This window comes from Mycobacterium sp. 2YAF39, from assembly GCF_052114565.1.
Taxonomy (GTDB): domain Bacteria; phylum Actinomycetota; class Actinomycetes; order Mycobacteriales; family Mycobacteriaceae; genus Mycobacterium.
In genome coordinates this window covers 368,198-393,157 of record NZ_JBFREZ010000001.1, presented here as the reverse complement: position 1 = coordinate 393,157, position 24,960 = coordinate 368,198, and the positions used below count along the sequence as shown (strand labels likewise).

27 protein-coding genes and 1 pseudogene are annotated in these 24,960 nt (G+C 63.1%); 14 read left to right on the top strand and 14 right to left on the bottom strand.

Translation table 11 applies throughout. From position 1 onward, the window contains the following. Positions 1–10: 10 nt before the first annotated feature. The 3 genes from AB4Z42_RS02025 to AB4Z42_RS02015 are packed head-to-tail and all read left to right on the top strand — an operon-like array spanning position 11 to position 3,715. Positions 11–1,366 (top strand): FAD-binding oxidoreductase, encoded by a 1,356-nt coding sequence (locus tag AB4Z42_RS02025; protein ID WP_442007444.1) that lies wholly within the window; start codon positions 11–13, stop codon positions 1,364–1,366. Then, positions 1,363–2,892 carry an APC family permease gene (locus tag AB4Z42_RS02020; RefSeq protein ID WP_442007443.1) on the top strand — a complete coding sequence of 510 codons (1,530 nt, stop codon included), beginning with the start codon at positions 1,363–1,365 and terminating at the stop codon, positions 2,890–2,892. The genes AB4Z42_RS02025 and AB4Z42_RS02020 overlap by 4 nt, the downstream gene beginning before the upstream one ends. Before the next feature lie 40 nt (positions 2,893–2,932). After that, positions 2,933–3,715: a hypothetical protein gene (locus AB4Z42_RS02015; RefSeq protein ID WP_442007442.1), complete on the top strand. Its 783-nt coding sequence runs from the start codon at positions 2,933–2,935 to the stop codon at positions 3,713–3,715. A gap of 24 nt (positions 3,716–3,739) precedes the next feature. On the opposite strand, the gene AB4Z42_RS02010 is transcribed toward AB4Z42_RS02015, so the two are convergent. After that, positions 3,740–4,879 carry a class I SAM-dependent methyltransferase gene (locus tag AB4Z42_RS02010; RefSeq protein WP_442007441.1) on the bottom strand — a complete coding sequence of 380 codons (1,140 nt, stop codon included), beginning with the start codon at positions 4,877–4,879 and terminating at the stop codon, positions 3,740–3,742. A gap of 85 nt (positions 4,880–4,964) precedes the next feature. After that, a complete protein-coding gene (locus AB4Z42_RS02005; RefSeq protein WP_442007440.1) occupies positions 4,965–5,291 on the bottom strand; it encodes a hypothetical protein in 327 nt (108 codons plus the stop codon). Positions 5,292–5,513: 222 nt separating this feature from the next. Here AB4Z42_RS02005 and AB4Z42_RS02000 point away from each other — a divergent pair, with 222 nt between their 5' ends. From AB4Z42_RS02000 to AB4Z42_RS01990, 3 genes are all read left to right on the top strand, one after another. Continuing rightward, a complete protein-coding gene (locus AB4Z42_RS02000) occupies positions 5,514–6,761 on the top strand; it encodes a hypothetical protein (protein ID WP_442007439.1) in 1,248 nt (415 codons plus the stop codon). A gap of 105 nt (positions 6,762–6,866) precedes the next feature. After that, complete coding sequence (locus AB4Z42_RS01995; protein WP_442007438.1) at positions 6,867–7,745, top strand: DUF4344 domain-containing metallopeptidase; 879 nt, start codon at positions 6,867–6,869, stop codon at positions 7,743–7,745. Positions 7,746–7,859: 114 nt separating this feature from the next. Further along, positions 7,860–8,801, top strand: coding sequence for a DUF4436 domain-containing protein (locus AB4Z42_RS01990; RefSeq protein ID WP_442007437.1), 942 nt, complete (start codon positions 7,860–7,862; stop codon positions 8,799–8,801). A 12-nt stretch (positions 8,802–8,813) separates the two neighbouring features. Here the strand turns inward: AB4Z42_RS01990 and AB4Z42_RS01985 are convergent, their stop codons facing one another. Next, positions 8,814–9,959, bottom strand: a complete 1,146-nt coding sequence (locus AB4Z42_RS01985; RefSeq protein WP_442007436.1) for a serine hydrolase domain-containing protein — start codon at positions 9,957–9,959, stop codon at positions 8,814–8,816. Between the two features lie 87 nt (positions 9,960–10,046). Here AB4Z42_RS01985 and AB4Z42_RS01980 point away from each other — a divergent pair, with 87 nt between their 5' ends. From AB4Z42_RS01980 to AB4Z42_RS01970, 3 genes and pseudogenes are all read left to right on the top strand, one after another. After that, positions 10,047–10,403 (top strand): aquaporin, encoded by a 357-nt coding sequence (locus AB4Z42_RS01980; protein ID WP_442007435.1) that lies wholly within the window; start codon positions 10,047–10,049, stop codon positions 10,401–10,403. Beyond that, positions 10,313–10,797: pseudogene (locus tag AB4Z42_RS01975) on the top strand (arsenate reductase ArsC); the annotation flags it as partial. The gene AB4Z42_RS01980 and the pseudogene AB4Z42_RS01975, both read left to right, overlap by 91 nt. Before the next feature lie 608 nt (positions 10,798–11,405). Next, entirely contained in the window at positions 11,406–11,849 is a 444-nt protein-coding gene (locus AB4Z42_RS01970; RefSeq protein ID WP_442007434.1) for a hypothetical protein, read from the top strand. A gap of 242 nt (positions 11,850–12,091) precedes the next feature. On the opposite strand, the gene AB4Z42_RS01965 is transcribed toward AB4Z42_RS01970, so the two are convergent. The 6 genes from AB4Z42_RS01965 to AB4Z42_RS01940 form a co-directional block, all read right to left on the bottom strand. After that, complete coding sequence (locus AB4Z42_RS01965) at positions 12,092–12,460, bottom strand: nuclear transport factor 2 family protein (RefSeq protein WP_442007433.1); 369 nt, start codon at positions 12,458–12,460, stop codon at positions 12,092–12,094. An 83-nt stretch (positions 12,461–12,543) separates the two neighbouring features. Further along, positions 12,544–12,870: a putative quinol monooxygenase gene (locus AB4Z42_RS01960; protein ID WP_442007432.1), complete on the bottom strand. Its 327-nt coding sequence runs from the start codon at positions 12,868–12,870 to the stop codon at positions 12,544–12,546. 10 nt (positions 12,871–12,880) lie between these two features. Then, positions 12,881–13,807, bottom strand: a complete 927-nt coding sequence (locus AB4Z42_RS01955) for an NAD-dependent epimerase/dehydratase family protein (RefSeq protein ID WP_442007431.1) — start codon at positions 13,805–13,807, stop codon at positions 12,881–12,883. Between the two features lie 34 nt (positions 13,808–13,841). After that, a complete protein-coding gene (locus AB4Z42_RS01950) occupies positions 13,842–14,339 on the bottom strand; it encodes a nuclear transport factor 2 family protein (RefSeq protein ID WP_442007430.1) in 498 nt (165 codons plus the stop codon). After that, a complete protein-coding gene (locus AB4Z42_RS01945; RefSeq protein ID WP_442007429.1) occupies positions 14,329–14,775 on the bottom strand; it encodes a VOC family protein in 447 nt (148 codons plus the stop codon). The genes AB4Z42_RS01950 and AB4Z42_RS01945 overlap by 11 nt, the downstream gene beginning before the upstream one ends. Before the next feature lie 116 nt (positions 14,776–14,891). Further along, positions 14,892–15,539, bottom strand: coding sequence for a TetR/AcrR family transcriptional regulator C-terminal domain-containing protein (locus AB4Z42_RS01940; RefSeq protein WP_442007428.1), 648 nt, complete (start codon positions 15,537–15,539; stop codon positions 14,892–14,894). A 182-nt stretch (positions 15,540–15,721) separates the two neighbouring features. On the opposite strand from AB4Z42_RS01940, the gene AB4Z42_RS01935 reads away from it, so the two are divergent. Then, positions 15,722–17,923 (top strand): molybdopterin-containing oxidoreductase family protein, encoded by a 2,202-nt coding sequence (locus AB4Z42_RS01935; RefSeq protein WP_442007427.1) that lies wholly within the window; start codon positions 15,722–15,724, stop codon positions 17,921–17,923. Between the two features lie 27 nt (positions 17,924–17,950). Here AB4Z42_RS01935 and AB4Z42_RS01930 read toward each other — a convergent pair whose 3' ends face one another. After that, positions 17,951–18,754, bottom strand: coding sequence for an enoyl-CoA hydratase-related protein (locus AB4Z42_RS01930; protein WP_442007426.1), 804 nt, complete (start codon positions 18,752–18,754; stop codon positions 17,951–17,953). Between the two features lie 424 nt (positions 18,755–19,178). Here AB4Z42_RS01930 and AB4Z42_RS01925 point away from each other — a divergent pair, with 424 nt between their 5' ends. Continuing rightward, the gene (locus tag AB4Z42_RS01925) at positions 19,179–19,853 is read left to right on the top strand and encodes a hypothetical protein (protein ID WP_442007425.1); all 675 of its coding nucleotides are present in this window, start codon (positions 19,179–19,181) and stop codon (positions 19,851–19,853) included. 98 nt (positions 19,854–19,951) lie between these two features. Here the strand turns inward: AB4Z42_RS01925 and AB4Z42_RS01920 are convergent, their stop codons facing one another. From AB4Z42_RS01920 to AB4Z42_RS01910, 3 genes are read right to left on the bottom strand one after another with little or no spacing between them, the layout of a single operon-like run. After that, positions 19,952–20,377, bottom strand: coding sequence for a nuclear transport factor 2 family protein (locus tag AB4Z42_RS01920; protein ID WP_442007424.1), 426 nt, complete (start codon positions 20,375–20,377; stop codon positions 19,952–19,954). 45 nt (positions 20,378–20,422) lie between these two features. Continuing rightward, on the bottom strand, positions 20,423–21,361 hold the full coding sequence (locus AB4Z42_RS01915) for an SDR family oxidoreductase (protein WP_442007423.1): 939 nt from the start codon (positions 21,359–21,361) through the stop codon (positions 20,423–20,425). A 28-nt stretch (positions 21,362–21,389) separates the two neighbouring features. Beyond that, a complete protein-coding gene (locus tag AB4Z42_RS01910; RefSeq protein ID WP_442008088.1) occupies positions 21,390–22,040 on the bottom strand; it encodes an NADPH-dependent F420 reductase in 651 nt (216 codons plus the stop codon). 69 nt (positions 22,041–22,109) lie between these two features. Between AB4Z42_RS01910 and AB4Z42_RS01905 the strand changes: the two genes are divergently transcribed. After that, positions 22,110–22,592 (top strand): MarR family winged helix-turn-helix transcriptional regulator, encoded by a 483-nt coding sequence (locus tag AB4Z42_RS01905; RefSeq protein WP_442007422.1) that lies wholly within the window; start codon positions 22,110–22,112, stop codon positions 22,590–22,592. Between the two features lie 124 nt (positions 22,593–22,716). On the opposite strand, the gene AB4Z42_RS01900 is transcribed toward AB4Z42_RS01905, so the two are convergent. After that, on the bottom strand, positions 22,717–23,322 hold the full coding sequence (locus AB4Z42_RS01900) for a TetR/AcrR family transcriptional regulator (RefSeq protein ID WP_442007421.1): 606 nt from the start codon (positions 23,320–23,322) through the stop codon (positions 22,717–22,719). Positions 23,323–23,450: 128 nt separating this feature from the next. On the opposite strand from AB4Z42_RS01900, the gene AB4Z42_RS01895 reads away from it, so the two are divergent. Further along, entirely contained in the window at positions 23,451–24,185 is a 735-nt protein-coding gene (locus AB4Z42_RS01895; protein ID WP_442007420.1) for an SDR family NAD(P)-dependent oxidoreductase, read from the top strand. A gap of 50 nt (positions 24,186–24,235) precedes the next feature. Continuing rightward, a complete protein-coding gene (locus tag AB4Z42_RS01890) occupies positions 24,236–24,661 on the top strand; it encodes a nuclear transport factor 2 family protein (protein ID WP_442007419.1) in 426 nt (141 codons plus the stop codon). The last annotated feature ends 299 nt before the right edge of the window (positions 24,662–24,960 follow it).

The following is a 24,960-nucleotide window of genomic DNA, read 5'->3' as shown; positions in this document are numbered from 1 at the left end:
AGGTTGTGCATTGACTACCACATTGACGGGTGACGTTGTCCGCCAGGGAGATTCGGGCTACGACGAGGCCCGGACCAGCTACAACCATTTGTTCCGCCACCATCCCGAGGCGATCGTATTCTGCACCGAGACGCAGGATGTGGTCAACGCCCTGACGTGGGCACGGCAGAACGGAGTTCCTTTTCGGATCAGGAGCGGTGGGCACAGCCTGGAAGGTTGGTCCACCGTCGACGACGGTCTGGTGATCGACGTGAGCCGGCTGAAGTCGGCGCAGATAGATCCGGCGTCGAACACCGCCACGGTCGGCGCCGGACTCAACCAGATGGAAGCGGTGATCGCCCTCGGTGAGGTCGGCTTCGCCGCGCCGACCGGCACCGAAGGAACGGTGGGGCTGGTCGGTGCGACGCTGGGAGGTGGCTTCGGTCTGCTCACCCGGAGTTTCGGTATGGCCTCCGACAATCTCGTCGCGGCGGAGGTCGTGGTGGCATCGGCCGACGGTGGCGCTACGGCAATTGTTGCTGACCAGCAGAACAACCCAGATCTGCTCTGGGCGTTGCGCGGCGCGGGCAACGGTAACTTCGGGATCGTCACCTCCCTCACCTACAAGATTCATCCATTGACGCAGACCAGCTATGTGGTCGCGGCCTGGCGCGGATTGGCCGACCTGCACGAGGTTTTCGAGGCGTGGCAACGCAGCGCCCCGTATGCCGACGATCGCCTCACGAGCCAACTCGAAATAGGACGCGATGGGATCGGGCTGTCCGCGGTCCTTGCCTCCGGCTCGGAGGACGAGGCCAAACAGATGCTGGAGTCGGTTCTGTCGGTCGGCGAGCCAGCCGTCACGACCAAGGACGCGAGCTGGACGGATGTATACGAAGGATTTCAGATACCGCCCGCCGGCGAAGCTGCGAACTGGAAGTTCGTCTCGCAGTTCATGTCCGAACCATTCCCGCCGGAAGCGATCGATCTCATCGCATCGTTCCTGGCCAACGCACCGACCCCGGACTGCAACTATTTCACCAATGCATTCGGCGGAGCCGTGAAGACGAGCGAGCCTGCCGGCGGCTCGGTCTTCGCCCACCGCAATGCCCTTTTCTACGCCGAGCCGGGTGCAGGGTGGGGAGTCCGTGGTGGGGCTCCCGCATCCGATGACCCCTTGACCGCCAAGTGCGAAGCCTGGATCGCGGAGTTCGACGAAGCGTTGCGGCCCTACGTGAATGGGGCATACGTCAACGTCCCCAATGCCGGTATGCCGGACTGGGAGACCGCGTACTGGGGATCCAACGTTGACCGATTGCGCACCGTCAAGGCGAAGTACGACCCTGACAACGTGTTCAGCTATGAACAAAGCGTGCGGCCTGAATGACCACGGAGGACATCGCGGGCACCCGCAGCGATGATGACGGGGTTCGCAGTTCCGGCTATGCACCGGAACTGAAACGCACCCTGGGCCCGTTTCAGGTATTTGCCGTCGCGTTCGCATTCATCTCGGTCGTGGTCGCCGTCTTCGCGACCTACGGCTCCGTCCTACAGAATTCCGGACCGGTGGGGGTCTGGCTGTGGATCGTGGCTGCGGTCGGGCAGACGTTGGTGGCACTGGTCGTCGCACAGTTCGCGGCCCGCATCGCCCTCAGCGGGTCCTCCTATCAGTGGGCGTCGCGGCTGGCGAATCCCAAGGTGGGCTGGTTCTTCGGGTGGGTGACGTTCTGGTACCTGGCCATCGCCGTGGTGGCGATGGACAACGCGTTGGCAAGCCAAGCGCTCATGCCACTGGCCGGCATGGCCCCGGACGAGGACGTCGCGCGCCTGATTACGTTGGCGGTGTTGCTCGTTCAGGCTGTACTCGTCATCGCCTCAACGCGCCTGCTCGGCATGATCTCGTCCAGCGCCGTGGGAGTCGAACTGGCGATCCTGGCGGTGTTGGTGATCGGCCTTGGTGTCGTGATGGTGTTCAGCGGCAGCGGCACGGTCGGCAACCTCACCTCGCGAGGCGTCACCGCCGATGCACCCAACTACTTCGCAATCGGCGGCGGCTTCATGTTCGCGATCATCATGGGGCTCACGACGCTGGTCGGCTTCGATTCCGCAGCGAACCTCGCCGAGGAGGCCAAGGACCCGTTTCGCAGTGTCCCGCGCGCAATCGTCGCTTCGGTGGTGACATCAGCGGTGCTCGGATTTCTGTTCGTCATCATCCTCACCTTGGCGATCAAGGACGTCGCCGCCGTGACCGCCAGCGGATCGCCGGTTGCGGCAATCATCCGCGAGCAGCTCGGACCGGTGATGGAGCGAATCTTGTTGGCGGCGATTGCGTTTGCGATGTTCGGCTCGGGGATGGTGATCATGGCCGCTGGCTCGCGACAGGTGTTTGCGATGGCGCGCGATGAACGCTTCCCCGGCTACAAGCTTCTGCGCCGGGTCAATCCGCGCACCCAGACGCCGATCCTCGCCACCATCCTGATCCTCGCCATCGGCGTCGTCCTCATGGTCGCGTTGCCGGGTTCGGCGCTCCTGCAGCTGATCATCGCGTCCTCAACCCTGCCCGCCCTCATCTACGGCGCGGTCACCGTGCTGTACCTCGCGGTGCGAAAACGGCTGGAACGCAAGGAAGGCAGCTTCAGCCTCGGGCGCTTCGAGGTACCGGTGACGGTTGCCGCGATCGTCTGGGTGGTGATCGCCTTGTTCGCGTTGGTGTCACCCGGGAGCTCATTGGTTCCCGACCTGGTCGTCGTCGGCTTGATCCTCGCCGGGGCGCTCTACTTCGCCAAGATGCTGATCTTCAATCGCGACGTTCTCGACCACGAGCCGGGCGAAGACTCCCCTGACGCGCTGGCGTCAACTGCGGCTCCGGCCTCCACTTCGACACCCGAAGGTGCGGCGAATGCCGACCACTGATCCAGTCCCAACAGGCCTGCACGCACGTAGCGTTGAGCCCATGGCACATACGGCGATAACTATGGCGGAACAACCCGAGCTGAAGAATCAATCGATTCCCGACACGGAGATCTGGCCGGAGTTCAACCTTCACGGCGACACCTACTTGCTGTCGTGGTCGCGTCTGACCGACGACCTCCCGGAGTATCAGTTCGCGATGTGCGATGCGCAGACCGGGGAGGTCATCGCGGACGCGCACACAGTGCCCTGCTGGTGGGACGGCACACCCGAGGGGCTGCCCGGGGGTTTCGACGCGACTATCGCCGACGCTTTCAACCGGCTCGAAAATAATCTGCCGGTCAACACACTGTGTGCCATCGCAGCCGAGATTCCCAAGGATGGCCGCGGGACCGGCCTCGCCGCCGAGATACTGAAGGAAATGGGTGTCATCGCCGCCCGGCACGGCTTGGAGCACATGATCGCGCCTGTGCGGCCCACGTGGAAGGACCGCTATCCGATCACACCGATCGAGCGCTACATGACGTGGCGTCGTGACGACGGTTCGCTGTTCGATCCGTGGTTGCGACTGCACGAACGCATGGGAGCGCACATGGGACCGTCTGCCCCGGCCTCTTACCGCATCGATGGCACAGTCGGGGAATGGGAGTCCTGGCTCGGGATGGCGTTTCCGGAATCAGGTGACTACGTATTTCCCGGCGGGCTCTCACCACTGGTGGTTGACCGCAGGGCCGACCGCGCCACCTACCTCGAACCCAACGTCTGGATGATTCACAACGTGTCAGCGATCCAGAACTACGAAGTGCCGCAGTCTAGTTCGCGATAGGCCTGGAGCAGCGCTCGAAAACGATCACGCCTCGGTGTATGTGCCGGTGTGGTCGTACCTCTTGAGCCACTCCGGACCGCCTTGTTCGGTGTTGCGTCCCTTCTCGATGAGCGCAAGATTGTGGTACAGATGCATTCCGGTGATCGTCGACTCGGTCATCGAAGGTTTCTCGTCGGCGTCTCGGATCTGCTCGGAATGGTGCAGGCCGTCCACGAGGCTCTTGATGAACTCGATCGACTTGTACTGAGCCGACGGATCGGTCGCACCGCCCCAGGCCGGCCAGTACGCGGTCCCTAGGTCTTCTACGACGTAGATTCCGCCTGGCTTCACGTGGGGGAACAGGGCATTGAACGACGCGAGGACGTGATGGCTCATGTGGCTGCCGTCATCGATGATGATGTCGAACGGCCCCAGTTCGCGGCCCAGCGAGTCGAGAAAGTCCTCGTCACCCTGGTCCCCTTGCACCACGTTCACTCGGCTCTCCTCGACGCCGGTCTTCGTGAAGATATCCAGCCCATAGATCAGGCCGCGCCGAAAGAAGTGCTTCCACATACGCAACGACTCACCGCCGGCATCGATCGCGTCGTAACCGCCGATTCCGATCTCGAGCACCTTGACCGGTAGCTCGCGGTAAGGCTCAAAGTGCTTCTGGTAGTGCGGCGTATACCAACGCCCTCCCCACTTGTCGGAACCGAACCGGGCAGCGAGTTCGGAAAGATCCTTGGGGCGCTGCGCCATCGAACCGATGATTGGCCAGATCGCGGCGGCGATAGCTGGGGAGTACTCCGAATTCACGTACTCGGTTGCCGAGACCTCGCGGGTGGCTCCATACGGTCCCACTGGGCCGAAGAGTTCACGCAGTAGGTCTATCAAGTCCTGACGGATGGTCACGGCAGCGTCGGTGTTCCAACCCTTTTCGACGCGGGGATCGCCGTCGCCCAGCACCAGGATGTAACCGAGTTGTTCGCCACCGAAGCCGAGATCGCATTGAATCTCGAACCTATCGCTCGGGCCATTCAGCAGTGCGGCACGACTGGCCACTTCGGCCAGCACCGCATCGGCGACAGCATCCGGGCCGATGTCGGCAACCCGCATCGCGATCTCAGCATCGGGCAGTCCGGCGGCGAGGAGGACACTTTCGATCACGGTGCTATGGGTCGACATGGGGTGGTATTACCTCCGAAATTGTTGAGGACCTGAGCGTATGCCGACTGCAGGGATGCCTCGGTGTGTCTCGCCAGATCGGTTGTCAGGCGGCGGGTGGGCAGTAGGCGTCGACGTAGACGGTGACCAAGTCGTTGGTGCGGCCGTGGTGCTGGTGGCGTTCCTGGCGGGTGGAGATGACAGAGCACTGGTCCAGGGGGGTGGCTCCGTTGCTGTTGACGGTGACGCGGAAGCCCGCGTCCTTCAGATCGTTCACGGTGTCTTGAGCAGTGGGCGCGGTGGGGGCGGCGCCGTCGGTGGAGGCGGGGTCCGCGTCGGCGTGGGCGCCGGCGGCCAGGCCGACGGCCAGGGCGGTCAACACCGGTGCGGCCAGGGCGGCGAGTGCGATCCTCTTGGTTGCGGTGGTGTTCATGGTGTCCCTGGCTTTCGGTGGTCCGTTCCGGTTGAACCGGCTGATCACAAAGCTATGGCCCTCATATGGGGCCGGACATCAGGAGAAAGATGTGTTTGCTACATGCCGTATGGGGCAAACGATGCAGACACTGAATCAGCCGCCGTCGTATCGGCTTCAAGAATTTGTCAAGAATCCTTCAAGGTGTTGCGCGCACCATTCCACGACTGGAAGGGAACGCGCATGCATCAGATGTTCTTTCGCGCCGCGGTTGTCGCGGCCACGGTCGGGGTGGCGGTCGGATGCTCGTCGTCCACCGAACCCGGCGCGCAGCGCGGCACACCTGCCCCGCAGACGTCGCAGTCTGCAACCCCGACCGCACAGATGGCCGGCCACAACACCGAGGAGCCGATCCAACAGGTGCCGTGGTCAGAGGTGGGCCCGGGCTGGATGCTCGCGATGTGGAACGCGGCCTCACCGTCGAATTCCGGCGATGATCTCAACCCCGACGAGCCGACACCGTACGACGCGGAGACGACGCTGTACCTCGTCAACCCCGAAGGGGGCCGTTACGCGATCACGACGTTCGAGGCGCCCGGCGAGAACGGTTCGCTGCCCACTTTGGCCGACTGGTCCAGCGACGGCAGCCGGGCCCTTTTCTATCGGCAGGGTGACGACTTGACCGTGATCGAAGTCGACCTGCGCACCGGCGAGCGGACGTCATTCATCGTGAAGGGCGGCTACGCCGTGACCCCGCGCTACACGCGGCCAGAAGGCAGGGCAATACTCTTGGTGAAGTCGAACGACGTCGACAGCTCGGCATCGCTCACACGCGTGGATCTCTCTGGCAAGCAACAACTTACGTACCCGGTGGACAAGCTCGGGCATACCTTCAACGCTTCTGTTCTTTCCGCGCCCGACGGCACGCGGCTGGTGCTCGGCACTGACGCCGGTCTCTCGCAGATGAGCAACGACGGGACATCGATCAAGCCCTTGCCGGTTCCCGACGCCAGCGACTGCACTCCGGTGCGATGGTGGAAAACCGACGTCGCCCTCGCGCGTTGCTACGGACCGGATTTCAGCTACTCGCGGCTGTGGCTCGTGCCCACCGACGGTGCGGCGCCGACACCACTGACCGGAAAGAACGACGGAAGTAGCGGCCAGGATCTCGGCGATCTCAACGCCTGGCAGCTGTCGGAAGGCACGTTCGTACAGGCGGCGGGCGGCTGCGGTGTCGTGTACCTCGCCAAGCTCAACGCTTCCGACGGAACGACCACCCCGGTGTCCGTGCCAGATGTGGACGACCACCGCAGCATCCGAGTGCTCGGCGTCGCCGACGGCCAACTCCAGCTGCAGGCAACGATGTCGTGCGGGAGCGGCGAATCGCTCCTGAACTACAACCCGGCATCGGGAACGTCGACGGTGCTGCTCGGCGGCGACGTAAACGGAGGGGGTGTCGTCGACGCGGTGCCCTTTGCGGATTCTCAATAGGCCAGCGGTTTACGGACCATAACGATGGTGTCGCCACCATTTACTTCGCGGTCGAAATCTGCGACCGTGTCAATTGCAGGGGTCACATCTAAGGGGTTAGGTGTTATGCGAATTCAATTTCTGCCGGTGCTGGCGGCTGCGCTGCTCGTTGCCGGATGCGGTGGTGCTCCCAAGGAGGAGCCCAAATCTCCGGAGTCGTCAGCGGCGGCGCAATCGTCGGACGAAGACGTCGATTCGAAGAACGGCCCCGCCCCCGAGGCTCCTGCCGACGGCGACGGCGGCGGAACGATGATCGTCACCTACGAGGACGCCAGCACACCAGAAGCGATCAACGGGCGCAAGATTCAGCAGGAAAATCACATGCTCGAAGACCTTGCCGAGGACATCAACCAGTCGCTCAAACTTCCTCACGACATCGCGCTGAAAGGTTCGCAATGCGGTCAGCCAAACGCATTCTGGAGTGAGAGCGACAACGCGATCACCATGTGTTACGAGGACACCGACTGGAGCGAAGGTGTTTTCAAGAAGGCGGGCGATGCTGATCCCATTCAGTCGGCGCTCAACTCCGAATATGCGACCTTCTATCACGAGGTCGGCCACATGACGATCAGCATCTACGACCTGCCCGTCACCGGCCGCGAAGAAGACGTTGCCGATCAGGCTTCCGCGTTCATCCTGCTGACGCCAGGCGAGGACGGCCAGGATCCGGAGTCGGTGGATTCCGTGAAGGACTTCGCACGAGGCTTCGCCGCCAGTGCCGAGGTACAAACCGAGTACAGCGACGATCAAATGGCCGACGAGCACTCGCTGGATCTGCAGCGCGTGTACAACCTGGAGTGCTGGATCTACGGGTCCAATCCCGAGGCGAACGGTGACCTGGTGGCCAACGGCCAACTGCCCGAGGACCGCGCGCAGGGCTGCCCGGCAGAGTGGGAACAGCTCGACCAAGCCTGGTCGACATTGCTCGACCCCCACTGGAAGTAAAGAACACGCTCACAGATGTGATCTTGATAAATCGCTGGTAGTCGGTTTGCAGCGGGCGGGTGAACAAAATGACATCAGTGTCGACCGCTATCCGGAAAGCGAAGACAGGAACCTATGAGCACCCCTAACATTCCGTCCGTGGAACCCCAGAACCCGCAGGCGCCAGAGCGCCAATCGCGCCACGGCGCCAAGCCCCGGTCCGCAGGACGGCGCATCGTCGCGATTCTCAGCGTTGTCGTGCTCTTCGTGTTGGCCTACGGGGTCACGCTGTTCGCGTACTGGGAGCTCTCCGGCTCGTCCACGGAGTTGGGCCCGGCCGATGTCGGCGACGGGTCGGAGACCGTCGTGCTGATCACGGTGAAGGCGTTGCGTACCGTCGACTACCAAGCCGATATCAAGGTGCTCGTCATCCCCCAGGACGACCTCACCGATGAACGTCTCGAAGTGCTCAACACCGACATCTCGGTACGCCTGTTCCCGTGGAACACGTTGGGCGACCTGAACTTTCCAGCGGGTGAGTCCCCAGCTGAGAAGACCACCACTCTCGACCTGGACGGCGACGTGAACAACTGGCCGTTCGATCGGTACACCACCGAACCCATCAGTGCCACGTTGCTCGTCGGCTCTGGCGAGGACCGGCAGTACATGCCGGCTCGGGTGGAAGTCGAAGGGGCGTTGCAGGGTTGGGACATCACCTCCGAAGAAACCGCCCCGGGTCCCAACGATTCCGGCACCGACGTAGCGACCAAGCTGACGTTGAAGCGGTCGCTCGGCCCGCTGGCGTTCGATCTCGGCATCTGCATCGTGCTGATCACCCTGCCAACGCTGGCAATCGTCACGGCGCTGCAGGTGATCACGAGGCGTAAGGCATTCCAGATGCCGTTCCTGACGTGGTATGCCGCAATGCTGTTCGCTGTTGTGCCGCTTAGAAATATCCTGCCTGGCGCACCACCGCCGGGCGCATGGATAGACGTTGCCCTCGTGTTGTGGGTGCTCGTCGCCTTGGTCACCGCGATGGTGATGGCTGTGGTCTCCTGGTGGAAGCAGGTCGACTAACACCCGCGAGAGCTATAGCCAGAACTTGGCGAGTTCCTCGGCCATCGCCTCCGGGTCCTGGTCGCCGGTGTTGCAACTGATCGCGATGGATGTCCGTCGGTCGTCGCTGATGCGGAAGGCGGTGACGGACCCCGACCAGGATCCATCGTGGCTGAGCCCTCCGTCGGCGAGTATGTAGATGCCTGCGCCATAGCGGTCGTCGCCGCCGGGGTCGGTTGGCTCTGCGCCTGCGACTTGAGCGTCGAGAAGTTTCTGGCCTCCCACCTTGCCGGTTCGGTAGTTGTCCGCCCAACGGACAAGCTGAGTAGGCGTGGTTTGGATCGCACCGTCGCCGATCTGCTCCCACGCAGAGACCGCCACGGAGTACTCGCCGGTGCTCTCGTCGAAGTCATAGGGCAACGCGGCGCCCGGAACGCCCTGGGTGGCATTGACAACCATCGCCAAATCAAGCGGCTTGAAGACCTCTGCGGACAGGAAGTCGGGCAATGACTGCCCGGATACCTGTTGCACGATATCGGCCAGCAGCAGGTAGTTGGAGTTCGAGTAGTCGAACTGGGCACCGGGCTCGAACTGCAGGTCCGGCACCTTTGCCAACACCTGCACCGCCTCCTCCTGCGTGGTCCGGTCGGTGTATGCGTAACCCTCGTCCTCGAGCAGCCCGATGTAGTCGGGGATGCCGCTGGTCTGATGCATCAGCTGCCCGACGTTCACAGTTTCAGCCCATGCGGGCAAGCCGGGCACGTGGGATGCGAGTGTGTCGTCGAGCGACATCTTGCCGTCGTCCACCAACAGCAGGATCGCGGTAGCGGTGAATTGCTTTGACACCGAGGCGATGTCGAACGCGGTGTCCTTCGTGATCTTGGCACCGGTTTCTAAGTCAGCGAGGCCACGAGTGCCGGCCCAGACAACGTCTCCTTCGATTCCGACTGCAGCCGAGCAGCCCGGCTTATCGGCCTCGACGGCAGCATCCAGCACGCCCTGGCTTTGCGCCGCGATGGCGGGGTCCGATTCTGGTTTGCGCGACGTGGCCGCCTGGCTCGATTGCGTGGTTGGGGCCGGCGCGTTTGGAGCGTCGCCCTCCTCAGCGCACGCCCCAAGTAACAGCACGGCCGCAATAAGCGCGAGCCCGCCCTTAATCATTACCGCGCCCCAATTCATCGACGCGCCGAACCCACGCGACTGTGTAGGTCACCATATGGCCGCCTCCCGCGCCGACGATACAGCGTCACACCACCCTGAATCACCTTGGCGTGGAGGTGGAGTCCCGGCATTGCGGCCCAACAGCTCTCACCAAATGACGTCGGTCTGCAGTTCCTTGAGAACTCCACGGCCACCGCGCTGGGGCTGGCGGCTTTGATACTCGTGTTCGGCCCGGTGTCTGGTGCGCATCTCAATCCTGTTGTTTCGGTGGCGGATTGGATCCTGGGACGCCGCGGGGGGACCGGCATCAGCGGCAGTCATGTCGCCTCCTACGCCATCGCTCAAACTCTTGGCGGCACTATCGGTGCGATCTTGGCGAACGTCATGTTCGACCGAGGGTGGTCGAGATCGCAACCAAGAACCGCATCACCACCGGCCACCTGCCAGAGGAGTGCGAGATGAGCGACCACAAGCCCACCGTTCTGTTCCTCTGCACAACGCGGGCCGTTCGCAAAATGGCTCTCGGGTACTTCAATCACCTCGCTGGAGAGCAAGGGGTTGCGTGGTCCGGAGGCTCTGAACCTGGTGGCGAGATCAACCCGTCCGCCGTGGCCGACATGAACGAGGTCGGCATCGACATCACCGGCGAATTCCCCAAGCCGTGGAGCGACGAGGTCGTCCAAGCCGCCGACGTGATTGTCACCATGGGATGTGAGGACGCCTGCCCGGTCTACCCCGGCAAGCGTTACGAGAGCTGGGACTGCCGGACCCAGCCGGAGAGAGCCTCGACGCGGTTCGACTGATCCGCGACGATATCGAAGATCGGGTTCGGCGATTACTTGCCGGACTCGGAATCACTAGAGCCTTCCGAGTTCAGCCCGCCAGAAAATCAATTGACTGTGTTTGGCGAAACCGAACCCGCAGGACCGTGTGCGGCGCAGATGGCGTGGTCATGACGCTGAGGATGATGTGCGCTGGTGCAAACAGTCGCTGGCGTCATGGTTGGACGAAGCCCACCAATCCCGATAAGTCCCTGCTCACGACGCACTCGGCGCCGAACATGGGGCGCATCGTGGTGGCGGCGAACCCGCGGGACGGCTGGAAGTCACGTTCTGAGACGGCGCGCCGATCCCCCTGCAGTCGCCTGCTCGATCGAGCACTTGCATTGCCTTCATTTATAAACTGCGCTATTTCGGCACCCTGTGTAACGGAATATTTCGGCACCCCGTGTAACGGAATGGATAACGCCGCGTCCGCTATTTCGGCACCCTGTGTAACGGAATAGATAACGCCCAGTTAAGCCCGGCAATCGCCATGCGCAGGCCGCCTGAAGTAAACCCTGAAAAAATTTTGTGAAAATTGGGTTTGGATTTTTCCCATTCGGGGCAAACTCCGCGGACTGCATGCTGTGATAGGTATCACAGTCGAATGAAGTGGACTTTCCACTTCATTGAGGGGGTAGGGGTGGACCCGAAGTTGAGTCTCATCGGGATCGCGGTTTTCGCACCGGCCGTCATTCTGGTCGTTGTGGCAATGGTTGCCGAGCTGTCGCAGCGCTGGCGAGATCGCGCCGACGATGTGCTCATGACCTGGGACGATCTGCGTTTGACCCCCAGTCATCTGATCGTCGGATCCCGCCGTGACGCCGAGAGGATTCCGCTCAACGGCCTCACTGCCATCGTCGACATGGTCGGCTCCCCAGGGCAGGACGGTGTGGACACCGTCCACCTGACTATCGAGAACGCCAGTCACGAAATTCGCCGCTCACAGCCTTATTCGTATGGCGCCAGCGGTAACGCGCAGGCGTTCGCAATCCGGTTCAACCTGCTCAGCGATCTGGCGCTCGCACAGGCCGCCGTTCCGGACAATGTCGTGCGTGTTGCGCGGTGGGATCGCCGCGCAGCTTGACATCGTGCTGCATTTCTAGCAAACCTTCGCCTGCACCATTCCGGGCTTCCGGGCACGCGGTTCCGCCCGGAGACCGTCGCACCGGTAACGATGGCCGTTCGGCGCGACCAATTCCAGGGAAGCGTTGGGTCGGGTCGGGAATGCCAACAAATAGTGAATGGCGGAGATCTTTTCGTGATTCGCAAAATGCCATACCCGCCGCAGCCGGCGTCGCCATTGACCCGGCGACATGTGACTGGCCCTCAGTCAGTTGGTGACGCCAGAAGGGCCGCCACTGCCGACGGGTCCTTGTAGTACACGTCGAGCTCGGTGATCCGACCGCCTCGGACGCGATAGATCTCGACCACCCCGAATTCAACGCTCATCCGCGAGCACCGTGCGGTGAACGTCAACCGAAATCTCGCGACCACGGTGTCAACGGCGAGTGACTGCTCCACGATGGGCCCCGGTGCAAGCTCCAGGACCTCGTTCATCGCCGACATCAGCTCAAAGAAGCCGTGGGGACCCCGATATTCACCCGAGAACGGCAGCCCCCAGGCGGTGTGGACGACGCATTCGTCGTGCAGCAGGGCCCGCCTTACGGCTTGACCGCCCGGACCCGATGCATCCATGAAACTACGAACGACGGTCCGGTTGGCCTCTGCACTGTCACTGGACGACATCGCCGCGCAATTTCATCCGGCGAACGAGTGATTCACGTCAGATCCTCGAAACGCGACTCGACGGGAACGAATCCAGGACTGACGTACTGGGCAAGCTGTGGCATACCTTCGATCAGCTCCAAGGACTTTGGTACCGACTCTCGGACCCACGCGGTATCGCCGTGCGCCACCACGGCCTCTTGGTCGCGGTAGATCTCAATGACCACGTAGGTGTCCGGTTCCTCCACACTCCGCGCGAAACCGTAGTAGATGACCCCTGGTTCGTTGGCAGTGGTCGTCGTCGCAACCGTCGTCATCAACTCTTCGAACGCCGACACGTTTTCGGCCGGTACGCGCAGGTGCGCAATGAAAGTGATCATGGATTCCGTCTCATATCTTCGCGGGTGCGCCAATGACGTGGTGGGATGTATGCAATCGGTGCTGGGCCGATTCGATTACCCGGCGTACGCCTTCGCGCACCGACACCTTGTTATGCCCTAGGACCTCAACCATTTTGGTGGTGTCAGCCCATATCGGCCAAGCCCTGCTGTTTTCGACGAATGTCGGTTCCTTGCCCAGGATCTCGCCCGCGATCTGGCAGTACTCTTGTGTCGTCACCGCTTCAGTCCCGCCGACGTTGACGATCTCGCACCCGACTTTGGCGATGCCGGCCGCGGCGATGGTCTTATCGACGTAGTCATCTTCGTACAGCGGAGTGTGAACGTTGCGCACACCTGGATAGACACTGACGGCCTCACCCCGGATGATCTGATCGACCCGCTGAGTCACGCCGCCACCGCGTGGGCCGTAGAACGAGAAGATCCGCACGATCGTCGTCGGCAAGTTGTAGTCGACGCTGAGGTGCTTCAACAGGAATTCGGCCCCGATCTTGCTGGCCGCATAGTTTTCCGCCGAGCTATGAAGGCCGTACTCGTCGTCCTCGCGCAAGGGTCGCTCACCCTGGTAGGCGTACAAGGACCCCGTGCTGCCGTGGACAAACGCTTCGCACTCTCGGTAACGCCGCGCAAGCCGCCCTGCGGCACCGGTATTCACCTCGTATGCATTTGGTGACGGCGGTAGCACCGCGTAGTTGATCACCACGTCAACGTTTTTGGGGAGAGGGCTCAGATCCGGGTCGGCGAGGTCGCACACAACCGGACGGACGCCCGCCTCCGCGAGGATCTGCTTCTGCACGGGATCCGAAAATCGCGCCGCGCCAAAGACCTCGTTCGATTCCGCAAGCGCGCACGCAACCGGAAACGCGACAACTCCGCTGACACCCGTTACCAGAATTCGCTTGCCCGACAACTCGTTCATCTCTTGCAGTGCACCTCTCGATAGGCCGTCGATGTCAGGAGGTTCGGCGCGCGACCGCCATGGCAGCGGCGCGGAGTCGCTTGGCGTTACAGAACGTGAGCACGGGTGTGGCGACATCCTCGCGAAGACGAGTCAGTTTGAGCGACGTGATACGCCAAGTACCTTCGTATTTGGCGTAGCTCTCGTGGTAATGCCCATATCCCTTCAGCGTGATCGCCGGGACCATGCGTACGACGTCGTTGAGAGCCCAGACCCCTTGAGCGGCGGTCTCGGACTCGATGACGATCTCCGGGTTGTGCACTTGATGCACGGTCAGCTGCGAGGGCTTGCCGATCGCGCGGCGGGTATATGCGACGAAGTCATCCGCGCTGGCGAGCACAGATCCGCCGGCGCCGGCGATGTCGCTGACAAAGTCATTGGAAAACAGTTCCCGCCACGCCGCCCAGTCCTTGGCGTCGAGCAGACGGCAGTACTGAGCCTTGAGTCGCTTGATCGACTCGATGGCCACGAGCGTCGCGCAGTCATCCATCATCAGAGGTGACTGCCGCCATGGCATCGGCTTCGTAACTGCCCATGAATTCCACGGGCACACCGCCGATGGTGCAGAAGAACAGGTCGATACCCGGCAGGCCCGTGTCGATCGGCGTCACGTCGCTGGCGAACTTGCGGGCATTGGCTTGGACAGTGTCGTAGTCGTCCACGAGGAACGACAGAGCGGCGAGCCCTTCCGGTGCCACGTCGCGCAGATGCTCGGGAACGTCAAGCACCTCGACCAGCCCCACCGTTCCGTTGCCGAGCATCGTCACGTCCGCACCGTCACTCGGTGGCCAACCGAGCGTTGTCTGGAGCACCTCGCCTGGCACTCGGAAGCGGAGCTGCACGTCCATGCCCACCACCTCGGTCAGGAATTGGACGAATGTGTCCGCCGAGTGGCTTCGCATCACCACGTGATGGAGTTGATTCGCCATTCGGGTCTCCTGTTCGGGGAGTGAAGGACTGTGTACCTCGGACGGATGTTAGACAGTCCGGGTGTCGGCGGGCGCAGTTTTAGAGGATTTTTTTCCCGATCAGAAAAAAATCCTGATCAGGTGAGTTTCTCCTGCAATCCGGAAATCACCACATCCAGGCTGTACTCCAGCTGCTGGTCGTTGCCGGCAGTCACGTCTTGCGCAGCGACCACCTGACGCAATAACGGAAAGGCGTCGTCGGCTGCCGCGCTGAGGGCCGTCGCGATCTCGGAGACATTGGGCAGCTCGCGACTCTGCGACACGAACACCGCTTCTCGGCCCGCGGCATGACCCAGCTCGCTGACGAGGCGAAGCACATGGCCCGCGTCATCGACGGAGAATCCCGCCTCCCGCAGCTTCTGGAGCACACGCTCGACCGGCTCGAGTGCTCCGAGGCCGGACGCAGGCAACCGGAAGTAGGTGGCGAGGAGGCCCAGTTTCACCGTTGCGTCGCGAAGCGCCGTGGAATAGGCGCGCAGCACCTCACGCCAATCGCCGTCGGTGGCGATGGCAACCTGACGGAGCTCAGCCGCGAAAGCGTCCACGGCCACCAGTTCCCGCAGTCCGTCGCGATGTCCGACGTGGTAGTTGAGCGCCTTGGGGTCGACCCCGAGTACATCCGCGACTGCCTGCATCGTCAGCGCCTCCGGCGGCAAGCTGCGCGCCGCAGAGACGATCCGCTCACGGGTTATCCGTGGCGGTCGCCCCCGCTGCCGCGGGCTCATCGCACCATCTGCCGCTTCCGACACGTAGTCGAGCCTCTCATTCCAGACACCGCAACACAGACATTTTTCCCGTTCGGGAACAAAAACCGTTCGCAGGGCCTACCCTCAGCGCGATGGGGTCAGCTTAGGGCGGCTAGGCCTCGACGAGCAGGGTCACGAACCCTTCGCGAGGAGGGGATGTCATGTCGACCACCACACGGCCGGGTATCTGCCGCATCTGCTCGGCGCACTGCGGGGTCTTGGTGACCATCACCGACGGCAAGCTGTCCAAAGTCGCAGGAGACCCGGACAACCCCTTGTTCAAGGGCTACACGTGCGCCAAGGGCCGAGCCCTACCCGAGATACACAACAACCCCCAACGACTCCTGCACAGTCAGAAGCGGCAGGCCGACGGGACATACGCGCCCGTCGACGCCGAGCGCGCGATGGACGAGATCGCCTCTGCACTTCGCGATCTGATGGACCGATACGGACCACGTTCCGTGGCGCTGTATCTCGGTACGAATGGTCTGCCCTATCCGGCATCCGCCCTGATGGCCAATGCATTCATCAGGGCCATCGAGTCCCCGATGTTCTTCACCGCCAACACAATCGACCAACCGGGAAAGCAGATCGCGCTTGCCGCCCACGGCCACTGGCTGGGTGGCGATATCAACTTCCACGAAGCTGACAGCTGGATACTGGTCGGCACCAATCCGCTCGTGTCCAAGGCGATCGGCATTCCCGGTCAGAACCCCGCGCAGGGCCTCAAGAACGCAATCAGCCGCGGGATGAAACTCATCGTCATCGACCCCCGCCGATCACAAACGGCCGCGCGTGCTGAGATGCACATTCAGCCCCGGCCAGGTGAAGACTCTGCGATCCTCGCAGGAATCATCAACATCATCATCACCGAAAAGCTATGCGACTGGCAGTTTCTCGACGAGAACGTCGACGGCTTCGACGAGCTAGTTACCGCGGTGTCGGACTTCACCCCCGCGTATGTCGCCGAACGCGCCGACATCCCCGAGCAACAACTGATCGACGCCGCCCACCTGTTCGCGTCGTACGGTCAACGTGGTGGCATGGTGAATGCCGGTACGGGCGCCAATATGGCCATGCACGGCAACCTCGTTGAATACCTGTGCCTGTGTCTGACGACGATATGCGGGCGTTGGCAGCGCGCCGGCGAGCCCGTGACACGACCGAACACCTTGCTCCCGGCATTTACGGCCAAAGCTCAGGCGCATCCGCCCTATGAGGGCTGGGGATACGGCGAGCGGCTGCGGGTCCGCGGTCTGACCGATGCGGTGTGCGGAATGCCCACCGCGGCACTGGCAGACGAAATCCTGCTCGAAGGTGAGGGGCAGGTGAAGGCGCTCATCTGCATCGGCGGCAACCCGATGGCGGCATGGCCGGATCAACGAAAAACCCTTCAGGCGCTCGAAAGTCTTGAATTACTGGTCACTCTCGACACCGAGATGTCCCTGACCTCGCGGCTGGCTGACTATGTGATCGCGCCGATGATGCAGATGGAAACACCGGCCATGACGATGGGCAGCGAACTCATCAAGTACTACACCAGCGGCACCGGCATCCCCGCCCCCTACGCCCAGTACGTGCCGCGTCTCGTCGAGCCACCGCCCGGTTCCGACCTGACCGAGGAGTGGCAGTTCTTCCTCGGCCTGGCCAAACGCATGGGACTGGAACTCTGGTTCGTGAACTTCTTCGGCGGTGGCGGCGGAAAGTTCATGGAATCACCGCCGGTGGTAGCCAATTTCAACGGTGACACCGAAATCACCACCGAGGAGATCTTCGAAACGATGTGCTCGACGTCGCGCATCCCGCTCGACGAAGTCCGCAGTCACCCGCACGGCAAGATCTTCGACGTCGAGGCGGTCGTCGAGGACAAGGATGCCGACTGCACCGCCAAGTTGGACGTCGGCAACCGCGATATGCTCGCGGACCTCGCCGATTATCGCGCCGAGGACTTTCACACGGCGAGAAGCGATGCCGCGTTTCCCTTCCGGCTGGTGCCGCGACGCCACAACAACTTCATGAACTCGTCGGGCATCAACCTGGCCAAGCTGAACCGGGGCACGCCCTACAACCCCACTTACATGCATCCGGATGCCATCGCCGCATTGGGACTGGAATCCGGTGACCTGGTGACGATCACGTCACCGCACGACAGCATCCCCAGCGTGCTCGAAGCCGACGACAGCCTGCGCCGCGACGTCGTCGCAACCCACCACGCGTTTGGTGGCATGCCTGCCGAGGACGACGAAGTCCGTTCCCGGGGAAGTACTGTGGGTCGACTGATTCCAACCGAGACCGATTATGACCGCATCACCGGCCTACCGCGCCAGGGAAACATCCCCGTAAGCATCACGCCGCGAAACTAGTTGACAGCGGATCATCCCGAAAAGTGTCTATTCGCCAGTGAATTGGGGCGCCCGTCTGGCGGCAAAGGCCGCTAGCCCTTCTTTGGCATCTGCCGATCGCATGACCTCCACGACGAGGCGCTGCTCGATTCTTCGGGCGTCTTCGTCATCGAGCCAGCCGCTGAGAAGGATCGATGCCTTGGCATTGCGAACTGCCAGCGGTCCGTTCGCGGCGACCCGCGCGGCGAGCTGCCGCGCCTTGTCCAGCCCTTGTCCGGTGGGCACCACGTGTCCGACCAACCCGAAGTGATACGCCTCCGCCGCGGAGAGCGGGTCGCCGGTCAGAATCATTTCCATCGCCTTGGTGTACGGGATCTGCCGCTTCAGCCGGACCGTCGAACCTGCCCCCGCGATCAGCCCCAGCTGCGCCTCGGGCAGCCCGAACGTCGCGTGCTCTTCGGCCACCCGAATATCAGTCTGTTGAAGCATCTCGCACCCACCGCCCAGGCACGGACCGTTGACCGCGGCGATCAACGGTTTCGCGAGCGACCGGCTCAGTAACAAACCCTCACTGATGATGGTGCCGACCGGTCTATTGTCAGCCGACGGCGCCGGCTTGGCTCCCTTGACCATCCATCCATCGGCCAAATCACCGCCGACGCAGTACGACGATCCTTCGCCGGTCAGAATCGCCACCCGGATGCCGTCATTGGCGTCGATCTCATCCCAGGCCTGCGCCATCAGCGTGATCATCTGCGGTGTCAGCGCGTTCTTGCGGCGCGGGTTGTTCATGGTGAGGATCACGACGTCGCCGTCGCGCTCGAACTTCAGGTGCGGCTCGAGGTCTGCCACGTCTACTCCTTCGTCGGTCGTTCCCGGCGCACCAGGCTGACATGCCCTTTTCTGGTCGTCAAACAGATGAGACCACTCATTTTTCGTCTCCTTGTCGTCTCACGTCTGCCCGCGAATCTTTAACTACGCAAAAGGCGCGAACCCAACCCTCATCATCGGAGCTGCCATGACCGGCCTGGGCTTCAGAACACCGGAAGGCATTTCCGCACACCCCAAACCAGTTGCAAATAAATACATTCGACAAAGGAGGGTCACATACAGACTGTGGCAGCGCAACATCCGCGCGCGTGGTTTGGCTGACGATCGCTTCGACTCGTGTTGCTCCAGTCGGCTTAAACCGAGAGTGGAATTGCGATAGCCGACATTTCGGGCGCCGATCGGACTTACTCTCGTGACGCGCAGGATCGCACATCGGGGGAATTCGATGACTCGCTTCGGTTGGAATCGCACCGGCGGCGTCGCCGGAATCGCCTACGTGCTCATCGCCGCCGTCACGCCGGCTCTGACCGGTCAGCCGCCAGGCGGCGAAGCAAGTAGCGCGGCGGTTCGGACCTTCTTCATCGACCACCGCGGCTCGGTGGTCGCCCAAGGCTGGCTCTACGCGCTGGCCACTATCTTCATTGTCTGGTTCGCGCTCGCCGTGCGGCGCGTCCTCTACACGTCCCCCACCGGTCGTCATCTCAGCGACATGTTCTTCGTGGCCACGGTGGCGGTCGCCACGTTGTCGTTCGTGTCGATGTCCATCCGGATCGTCGCGGCCGGAGCGGCAGATGAGTTGTCGCCCTCGGCAGTACGGGCGATCGGAGCCGATTTCAGTCTCGTCCTGCTGGCACTCAGCGGGTTCATGGTCGCGGTCGCCGCCATTGCGTACGCGGCCTGTGTCCTCGAGCAGGGTGTGTTGGCCCGGTGGACGGTCTGGTTGGCCGTCATCGCCGCAGTGGTCAACCTGGCGGGAACGGCCAGTGTCTTCATCCCCAACGGCCCGTTCGCCGTCGAAGGTGGACTCAGCACGTGGTTCCCGGTGGTGGTCACTGCGGTGTGGTACCTCGGAACCTCGATCAGTTTGTACTCGGCGCAGGAGACTGCGCGCCTAGGCTGAGAACGCCTGGCAGTTCAGTGCACGTGCGGCCGTGCGCCGGTGGCCCGGGTGAGGATGCTCGCGGTGTCGATCGAATCACTCAGCGAACGTCCTTCGTGCTATTCCTCGTTCGTCCGCAATTCCCAGGGCCGCATTCCTATTGCACCGGCAAGGTTGCGCTGCAGCGCGACGCCGGACGGCAGCGTGCGGTAGAAGATAGAAGCCTCGGCAATCTTGCCGTCCGCATCGAGCCGGACGAAGAATATGCCGTTGACCGCAGCGTCTCCGACTTCTAGCCGAAAGTGTGCGGCGTGGTGGGTGTCGCCGCTGAGAACTTCCATGTAGGTGTCGTCGGACGACAGACCGTTAGCGGTCAGCATGGCTTGCACTACGGCCTCGCGGCCGGTGACTGGCTCATCTCCGAACGGGCCGTACAGCACTACATCCTCGGCGAGAAGACGGGCGAGTGTGTCGTGATGTGGGCCACCGTTGATGCAGTCGACGAAGAACTCTAACGTGGCGCGGTGCGGTGCGAGCGTGGTCATGGTTACTCCTCTTAACGTACGAATGTTGTTGGTGCGCCGAGGCCGTCAGCTGGCGGCGAAGTAGTGACCGTTGTCCAGGTCGGCCATCAGCGTGGGCTGAGTGGGTTCCCAGCCCAGGGTCTGACGGGTGATGAGGTTGGCGGCCGGGTAGTTTTTCGTGACAAGGCTCGCGAGGGCCCCGAAGTACCCCGGCACCATCAGTTCGTCCACGGGAACGCTCACGACGGGCAAGTCGAGACGGCTGCCGATGGCCTCGGCGATCTCGCGGAACGAGATGCCCTCGTCCTGGACCGCGTGCCAGTATCTGCCGGCCGGACCCTTCTCCAGCGCCAAGCGGAACAGGGCGGCGACATCGCGGATGTGCACGGCGCTCCAAGCGTTCGCGCCGTCTCCCGGGTATCCGGCGAAGCCCTTGTCCTTCGCGAGAGCGATCAGCTGCGGGAGGAAGCCGGCAGTATCGGTCGTGTCGTGCGCGATGAGCGGAAGCCGCACGATCGAGGACCGCACCCCTCGCTCGGCGAGGCCGACGGCCGTGATTTCCACGACATTGCGCGCCCGCAGGGTGCCCTTGTACTCATCGCCGCTGCGAAGGGCCGGGTCCTCCTCGGTGGCCGGCCGGCCCAGGCCCTGCCCGGGGCCGCCGATGCTGCCCGCCGCGACCAGCGGCTTCCCTGTCCCCTGCAGTGCCTCTCCGTAGGCCAGCATGATCGGGAGCTCCGCGGCGGCCACGGCGTCCATCCCGCCGGAGGGAAGCAGGTCCTGCCTGTGGGCCACGTGGATGACACCGTCGGACTCCGCGGCCGCCTCCCTGAGCCCGTCGAGATCCTCGAGGTCACCGCGACGCACCGTCGCGCCCAGCGCGGACAGGGCCGCTGCGGAGGCGTCCGACCGGGCCAGCCCGGTGACCTCGTGCCCGGCGGCGATGAGCTCGGGAATGATGTGCGAACCGGAATGGCCGGTCCCGCCAGTGACGAAAACGCGCATGTGACAGTCCTTTTCGGTGCCGTGTCGCTCAACTGAGAACGTTGACGCCCAGGGCGAAGTTGGTGTGATTGAGGAAATGGTTCGCGAGGCTGATCTCCAGCAGGCCCGCGTTCTCCAGCGCCCGCGCCATCGGCAGCGGCCCCGCGTCCATCGGACGCAGTCCCAGGCTCTCGATGAACGCCGACACGTCGACCTTCGCCCGCGTGTCGTCGCCGGCGATGAACACGTCCGCGGAGGAGCCGGCCGCCAGCACATTGGCGAACACGGTGTTGAACGCCTTGACGACGTGCGCGCCCACGGGGGCGGCCTTGGCGATCTCCTGCGCGGCGGAACTGTCATCGGGGGTGACGAAGCCCGTCATATCGGAGTTGACGGGGTTGGTGACATCGACGATGACCTTGCCGCGCAAGGCATCCCCGTACTCGCCAACCACCGCTACCGCGCTGGCGTACGGCACGGCGAGTATGACGATGTCGCCGGCCGGGGCGGCGCCGACCGCTCCGGCACTGGCACCGCCGAGCGATTCGGCCAGCGCATTGACCTTGGCCTGGTCGCGGCCGACGAGCTCAACCGTGTTGCCGCCTGCGAGCGCCCGTGCGGCGAAGGCGCCGGCCATGGTCCCGGTGCCGATGACGCTGATGCTGCTGCTCATGAGATTCCTACTTCGTTGACTGTTGATTTGGTTGACGCATCAACCATAGCCTTCGAATTGGTGATGCGTCAACCAAATCGAGTAACATGATGGCCGATGGCACCGAACTGGCTGAACGCTCGTGAAGACCGCGCCTGGGCGGCCTTCATACACGCGCATCAACAGATCGAAGTCCAGCTGAATCGACGCTTGCAGGAGTCCGGCCTGTCGGGGGCTGACTACGAGGTCCTGGCGGTGCTCTCGGCCCTCGACACAGACCGCATGCCCGCACACGCCCTCTGCAACGCGCTGAACTGGGAGAAGAGCCGCCTCTCCCACCATCTGCGGCGCATGCAGAACGACGGGTTTATCAGCCGCGAGCCCAACCCCGACGACGCCCGAAGCACTATGGTCTGCCTGCTACCGGCCGGCCTCGCCGCAATCGAGACGGCGGCCCCCGGACACGTGGAGGACGTCCGCCGATACTTCATCGACCTGTTCACCCCGGCTGAGCTCGACATGTTGGCCAGCTTGAACGAACGAGTCCTGCATCACCTGGCCGCGGACGGCGACTCGCCCGCCGAACACGAGCCTTCCTAACCTGCAACGGCGGTGCACACACACGCGACCGGTACTGATTGACTGCGGATATCGAAGTCGCCGTACCTATTGGCGCATAACAGGATTCACTCGAGCCGAACAACCTGGCGCGGGACCCTCAGCGTCAACGTTGACTGAGCTCGCCGCTGCATCCGGCGTGCGGCGCAGGCCCACTAGGAATGGCCTTGTCGATGAGGACGACTGCGATGGCGGCAGCGGAGGCTTCGGCGTCGAGGACTCGGCTGCGTGCCGAGGCGCCATCGAGCAGCAGCGCCAGCTGTTCGCCTAGCTGTTCCGGGTTGGTGGCACCGGCCTCGCGGGCCGTTTCGGTGAGCCGCGCGGCGAAGGCTTTCTTGTAGTCGCGGGCGTGTACGCGTGCCGGGTGGCCCGGATCGTGGATTTCCACGGCCGCCGCGATGAACGGGCACAGCGGCGCGTGAATGTCGAACGCGGCGAGGAGTCGTTCGCGCGGCGTGAGGTCAGTGCGGTCGAATACGTCGGGCAAAATGTCGGGATCGAATCGGCGTAGGTGTTCGGCGATCAGCTCGTCTTTGCCGGTGAAGTGCTGGTAGAACGTGCGCTTGGACACCTTGGCCACCGCGCAGAGCTGGTCGAGGCCGGTGCTGTTAATGCCTTTATCGCGGAACAGTTGTCGGGAAGCGCCGAGGATGCGTTCTCGCGCGCCCCTGCCGCGGCGCAGGCCTCGCGGCCCCTTCCCTAACTCCGTCATAGAACTAGGTTAGCTCAGTTGGGTACAGATCGGTGTACATAGCTTGCGCTCCGTCTCGTCGTCCATTACGTTAAGCACTCTGCTCGGTGTACATAACATCGGCACCTTCGCACAGAACGGAGTTGATCATGGGGAAGCTCGACGGCAAGGTCGCGGTGGTCACCGGCGCGACGAGTGGGATGGCGCTGGCCGGCGCCAAGTTGTTCGTTGACGAAGGCGCTCACGTCTTCATCTCGGGCCGACGGAAGGACGCACTGGACCAGGCCGTCGAACAGATCGGCCGGAACGTCACTGCTGTGCAGGGCGATTCGGCCGACCTCGACGATCTGGACCGCTTGTTCCACACGGTCAAGCAGGAAAAGGGCGCGATCGACGTGTTATGGGCGAGCGCGGGGGTGGGCAAGCAGGGCCGGCTCGGTGAGATCACCGAGGAGGACTTCCACGACGCCTTCTGGTTGAACGCGCGCGGCACGCTGTTCACGGTTCAGAAGGCGTTGCCGCTGTTCAACGATGGCGGCTCGATCTTCATGACCGGGTCGAACGCTTCGCTGCGGGGCTACCCGAATTGGAGTGTGTACGCGGGAAGCAAGGCCGTGCTGCCCGCCTACGCACGGGTGTGGGTGTCGGAGTTGAGGGACAGGAAGATCCGCGTGAACGTGTTGACTCCGGGCCAGGTCGCCTCACCGATGCTCGAAGAGGTGATGGACGAGGAGATGAAAGCGAATTTCGAGTCGGTGATCCCGCGGCGAGAGATGGGCCGCCCTGAGGAGATCGCGTCGGCCGCGTTGTTCCTCGCCTCGGAGGACTCGAGTTACGTCAATGGCATGGAGCTGGTGGTCGACGGCGGCACCACGGTGATCTGAGTGAACGCATCTCTCACACCCAATGGGCGAGAAGGACAACAGGAGTAACCATGACCACGTTCGCCCAGCACCGCGACACGGTCGAATCCTTCGTCAACTGCATGCGCGGTGGCGCAGACAAAGACGCGCTTTCCGGCATCCTCGCCGAGGAGGTGGTGCTGTACGGTCCGCTCGGCGACGAGCCAGTCACCGGCCGCGAGGCAGTTCTCAATGCCATCAGCATCGTCGGCGCGGTAGCGACCGACCTCACCTATGAGGAAGTGCTCAGCGGCGAGACGCACCACGCCGCGCACTTCCGGCTGCAGATCGGAGACACCGTTGTCAACGGAATGGACCGTTTCCTGCTCGACGCGGACGGCAAGATTGCCGAGGTGACCATATGGTGGCGCCCGCTGCCGGCCGGCGTCGAGATGCAGGGGCACCTTGCGGGCCTCCTCGGCACGCAACCGTGGAAGCTCTTCACCGATGTGGAATGACGGTGAGGCCACGCCGGCTTGCCACCAATGATGGAAATGCGAAGGGGGCAGAGCAACAACCACTGGGCGCCCGAGTGTTACCTATCCTTTGCCACTCCTCGAATTCGAGCTCCCCGCAGGAGTTCTCGAATACACGACGGGACACAACGTTACGGGCGGCACGGAGGAGCGCCCCACCATCCAGGCTGGCACGCTGGACCTGACTAGGAGTTAAGTCACGCGGCGGCTCGCGACTTGCGGTCGACTGTGACTCGATCGCGGGGAGCGCCCGCAAGAGGCCGACCGTGAGGGAAACTTCT

Excerpts from the sequence above, each read along its gene's own strand:
- AB4Z42_RS01995 (WP_442007438.1), top strand. The coding sequence starts at position 6,867 with ATGCGAATTCAATTTCTGCCGGTGCTGGCGGCTGCGCTGCTCGTTGCC.
- AB4Z42_RS01965 (WP_442007433.1), bottom strand. The coding sequence starts at position 12,460 with ATGGATGCATCGGGTCCGGGCGGTCAAGCCGTAAGGCGGGCCCTGCTG.
- AB4Z42_RS01990 (WP_442007437.1), top strand. The coding sequence starts at position 7,860 with ATGAGCACCCCTAACATTCCGTCCGTGGAACCCCAGAACCCGCAGGCG.
- AB4Z42_RS02000 (WP_442007439.1), top strand. The coding sequence starts at position 5,514 with ATGCATCAGATGTTCTTTCGCGCCGCGGTTGTCGCGGCCACGGTCGGG.
- AB4Z42_RS01895 (WP_442007420.1), top strand. The coding sequence starts at position 23,451 with ATGGGGAAGCTCGACGGCAAGGTCGCGGTGGTCACCGGCGCGACGAGT.
- AB4Z42_RS02010 (WP_442007441.1), bottom strand. The coding sequence starts at position 4,879 with ATGTCGACCCATAGCACCGTGATCGAAAGTGTCCTCCTCGCCGCCGGA.
- AB4Z42_RS01900 (WP_442007421.1), bottom strand. The coding sequence starts at position 23,322 with ATGACGGAGTTAGGGAAGGGGCCGCGAGGCCTGCGCCGCGGCAGGGGC.
- AB4Z42_RS01935 (WP_442007427.1), top strand. The coding sequence starts at position 15,722 with ATGTCGACCACCACACGGCCGGGTATCTGCCGCATCTGCTCGGCGCAC.
- AB4Z42_RS01960 (WP_442007432.1), bottom strand. The coding sequence starts at position 12,870 with ATGATCACTTTCATTGCGCACCTGCGCGTACCGGCCGAAAACGTGTCG.
- AB4Z42_RS02020 (WP_442007443.1), top strand. The coding sequence starts at position 1,363 with ATGACCACGGAGGACATCGCGGGCACCCGCAGCGATGATGACGGGGTT.
- AB4Z42_RS01915 (WP_442007423.1), bottom strand. The coding sequence starts at position 21,361 with ATGCGCGTTTTCGTCACTGGCGGGACCGGCCATTCCGGTTCGCACATC.
- AB4Z42_RS01945 (WP_442007429.1), bottom strand. The coding sequence starts at position 14,775 with ATGGCGAATCAACTCCATCACGTGGTGATGCGAAGCCACTCGGCGGAC.
- AB4Z42_RS01985 (WP_442007436.1), bottom strand. The coding sequence starts at position 9,959 with ATGAATTGGGGCGCGGTAATGATTAAGGGCGGGCTCGCGCTTATTGCG.
- AB4Z42_RS01950 (WP_442007430.1), bottom strand. The coding sequence starts at position 14,339 with ATGATGGATGACTGCGCGACGCTCGTGGCCATCGAGTCGATCAAGCGA.
- AB4Z42_RS02005 (WP_442007440.1), bottom strand. The coding sequence starts at position 5,291 with ATGAACACCACCGCAACCAAGAGGATCGCACTCGCCGCCCTGGCCGCA.
- AB4Z42_RS01940 (WP_442007428.1), bottom strand. The coding sequence starts at position 15,539 with ATGAGCCCGCGGCAGCGGGGGCGACCGCCACGGATAACCCGTGAGCGG.
- AB4Z42_RS01920 (WP_442007424.1), bottom strand. The coding sequence starts at position 20,377 with ATGACCACGCTCGCACCGCACCGCGCCACGTTAGAGTTCTTCGTCGAC.
- AB4Z42_RS01925 (WP_442007425.1), top strand. The coding sequence starts at position 19,179 with ATGACTCGCTTCGGTTGGAATCGCACCGGCGGCGTCGCCGGAATCGCC.
- AB4Z42_RS01955 (WP_442007431.1), bottom strand. The coding sequence starts at position 13,807 with ATGAACGAGTTGTCGGGCAAGCGAATTCTGGTAACGGGTGTCAGCGGA.
- AB4Z42_RS02015 (WP_442007442.1), top strand. The coding sequence starts at position 2,933 with ATGGCACATACGGCGATAACTATGGCGGAACAACCCGAGCTGAAGAAT.
- AB4Z42_RS01905 (WP_442007422.1), top strand. The coding sequence starts at position 22,110 with ATGGCACCGAACTGGCTGAACGCTCGTGAAGACCGCGCCTGGGCGGCC.
- AB4Z42_RS01890 (WP_442007419.1), top strand. The coding sequence starts at position 24,236 with ATGACCACGTTCGCCCAGCACCGCGACACGGTCGAATCCTTCGTCAAC.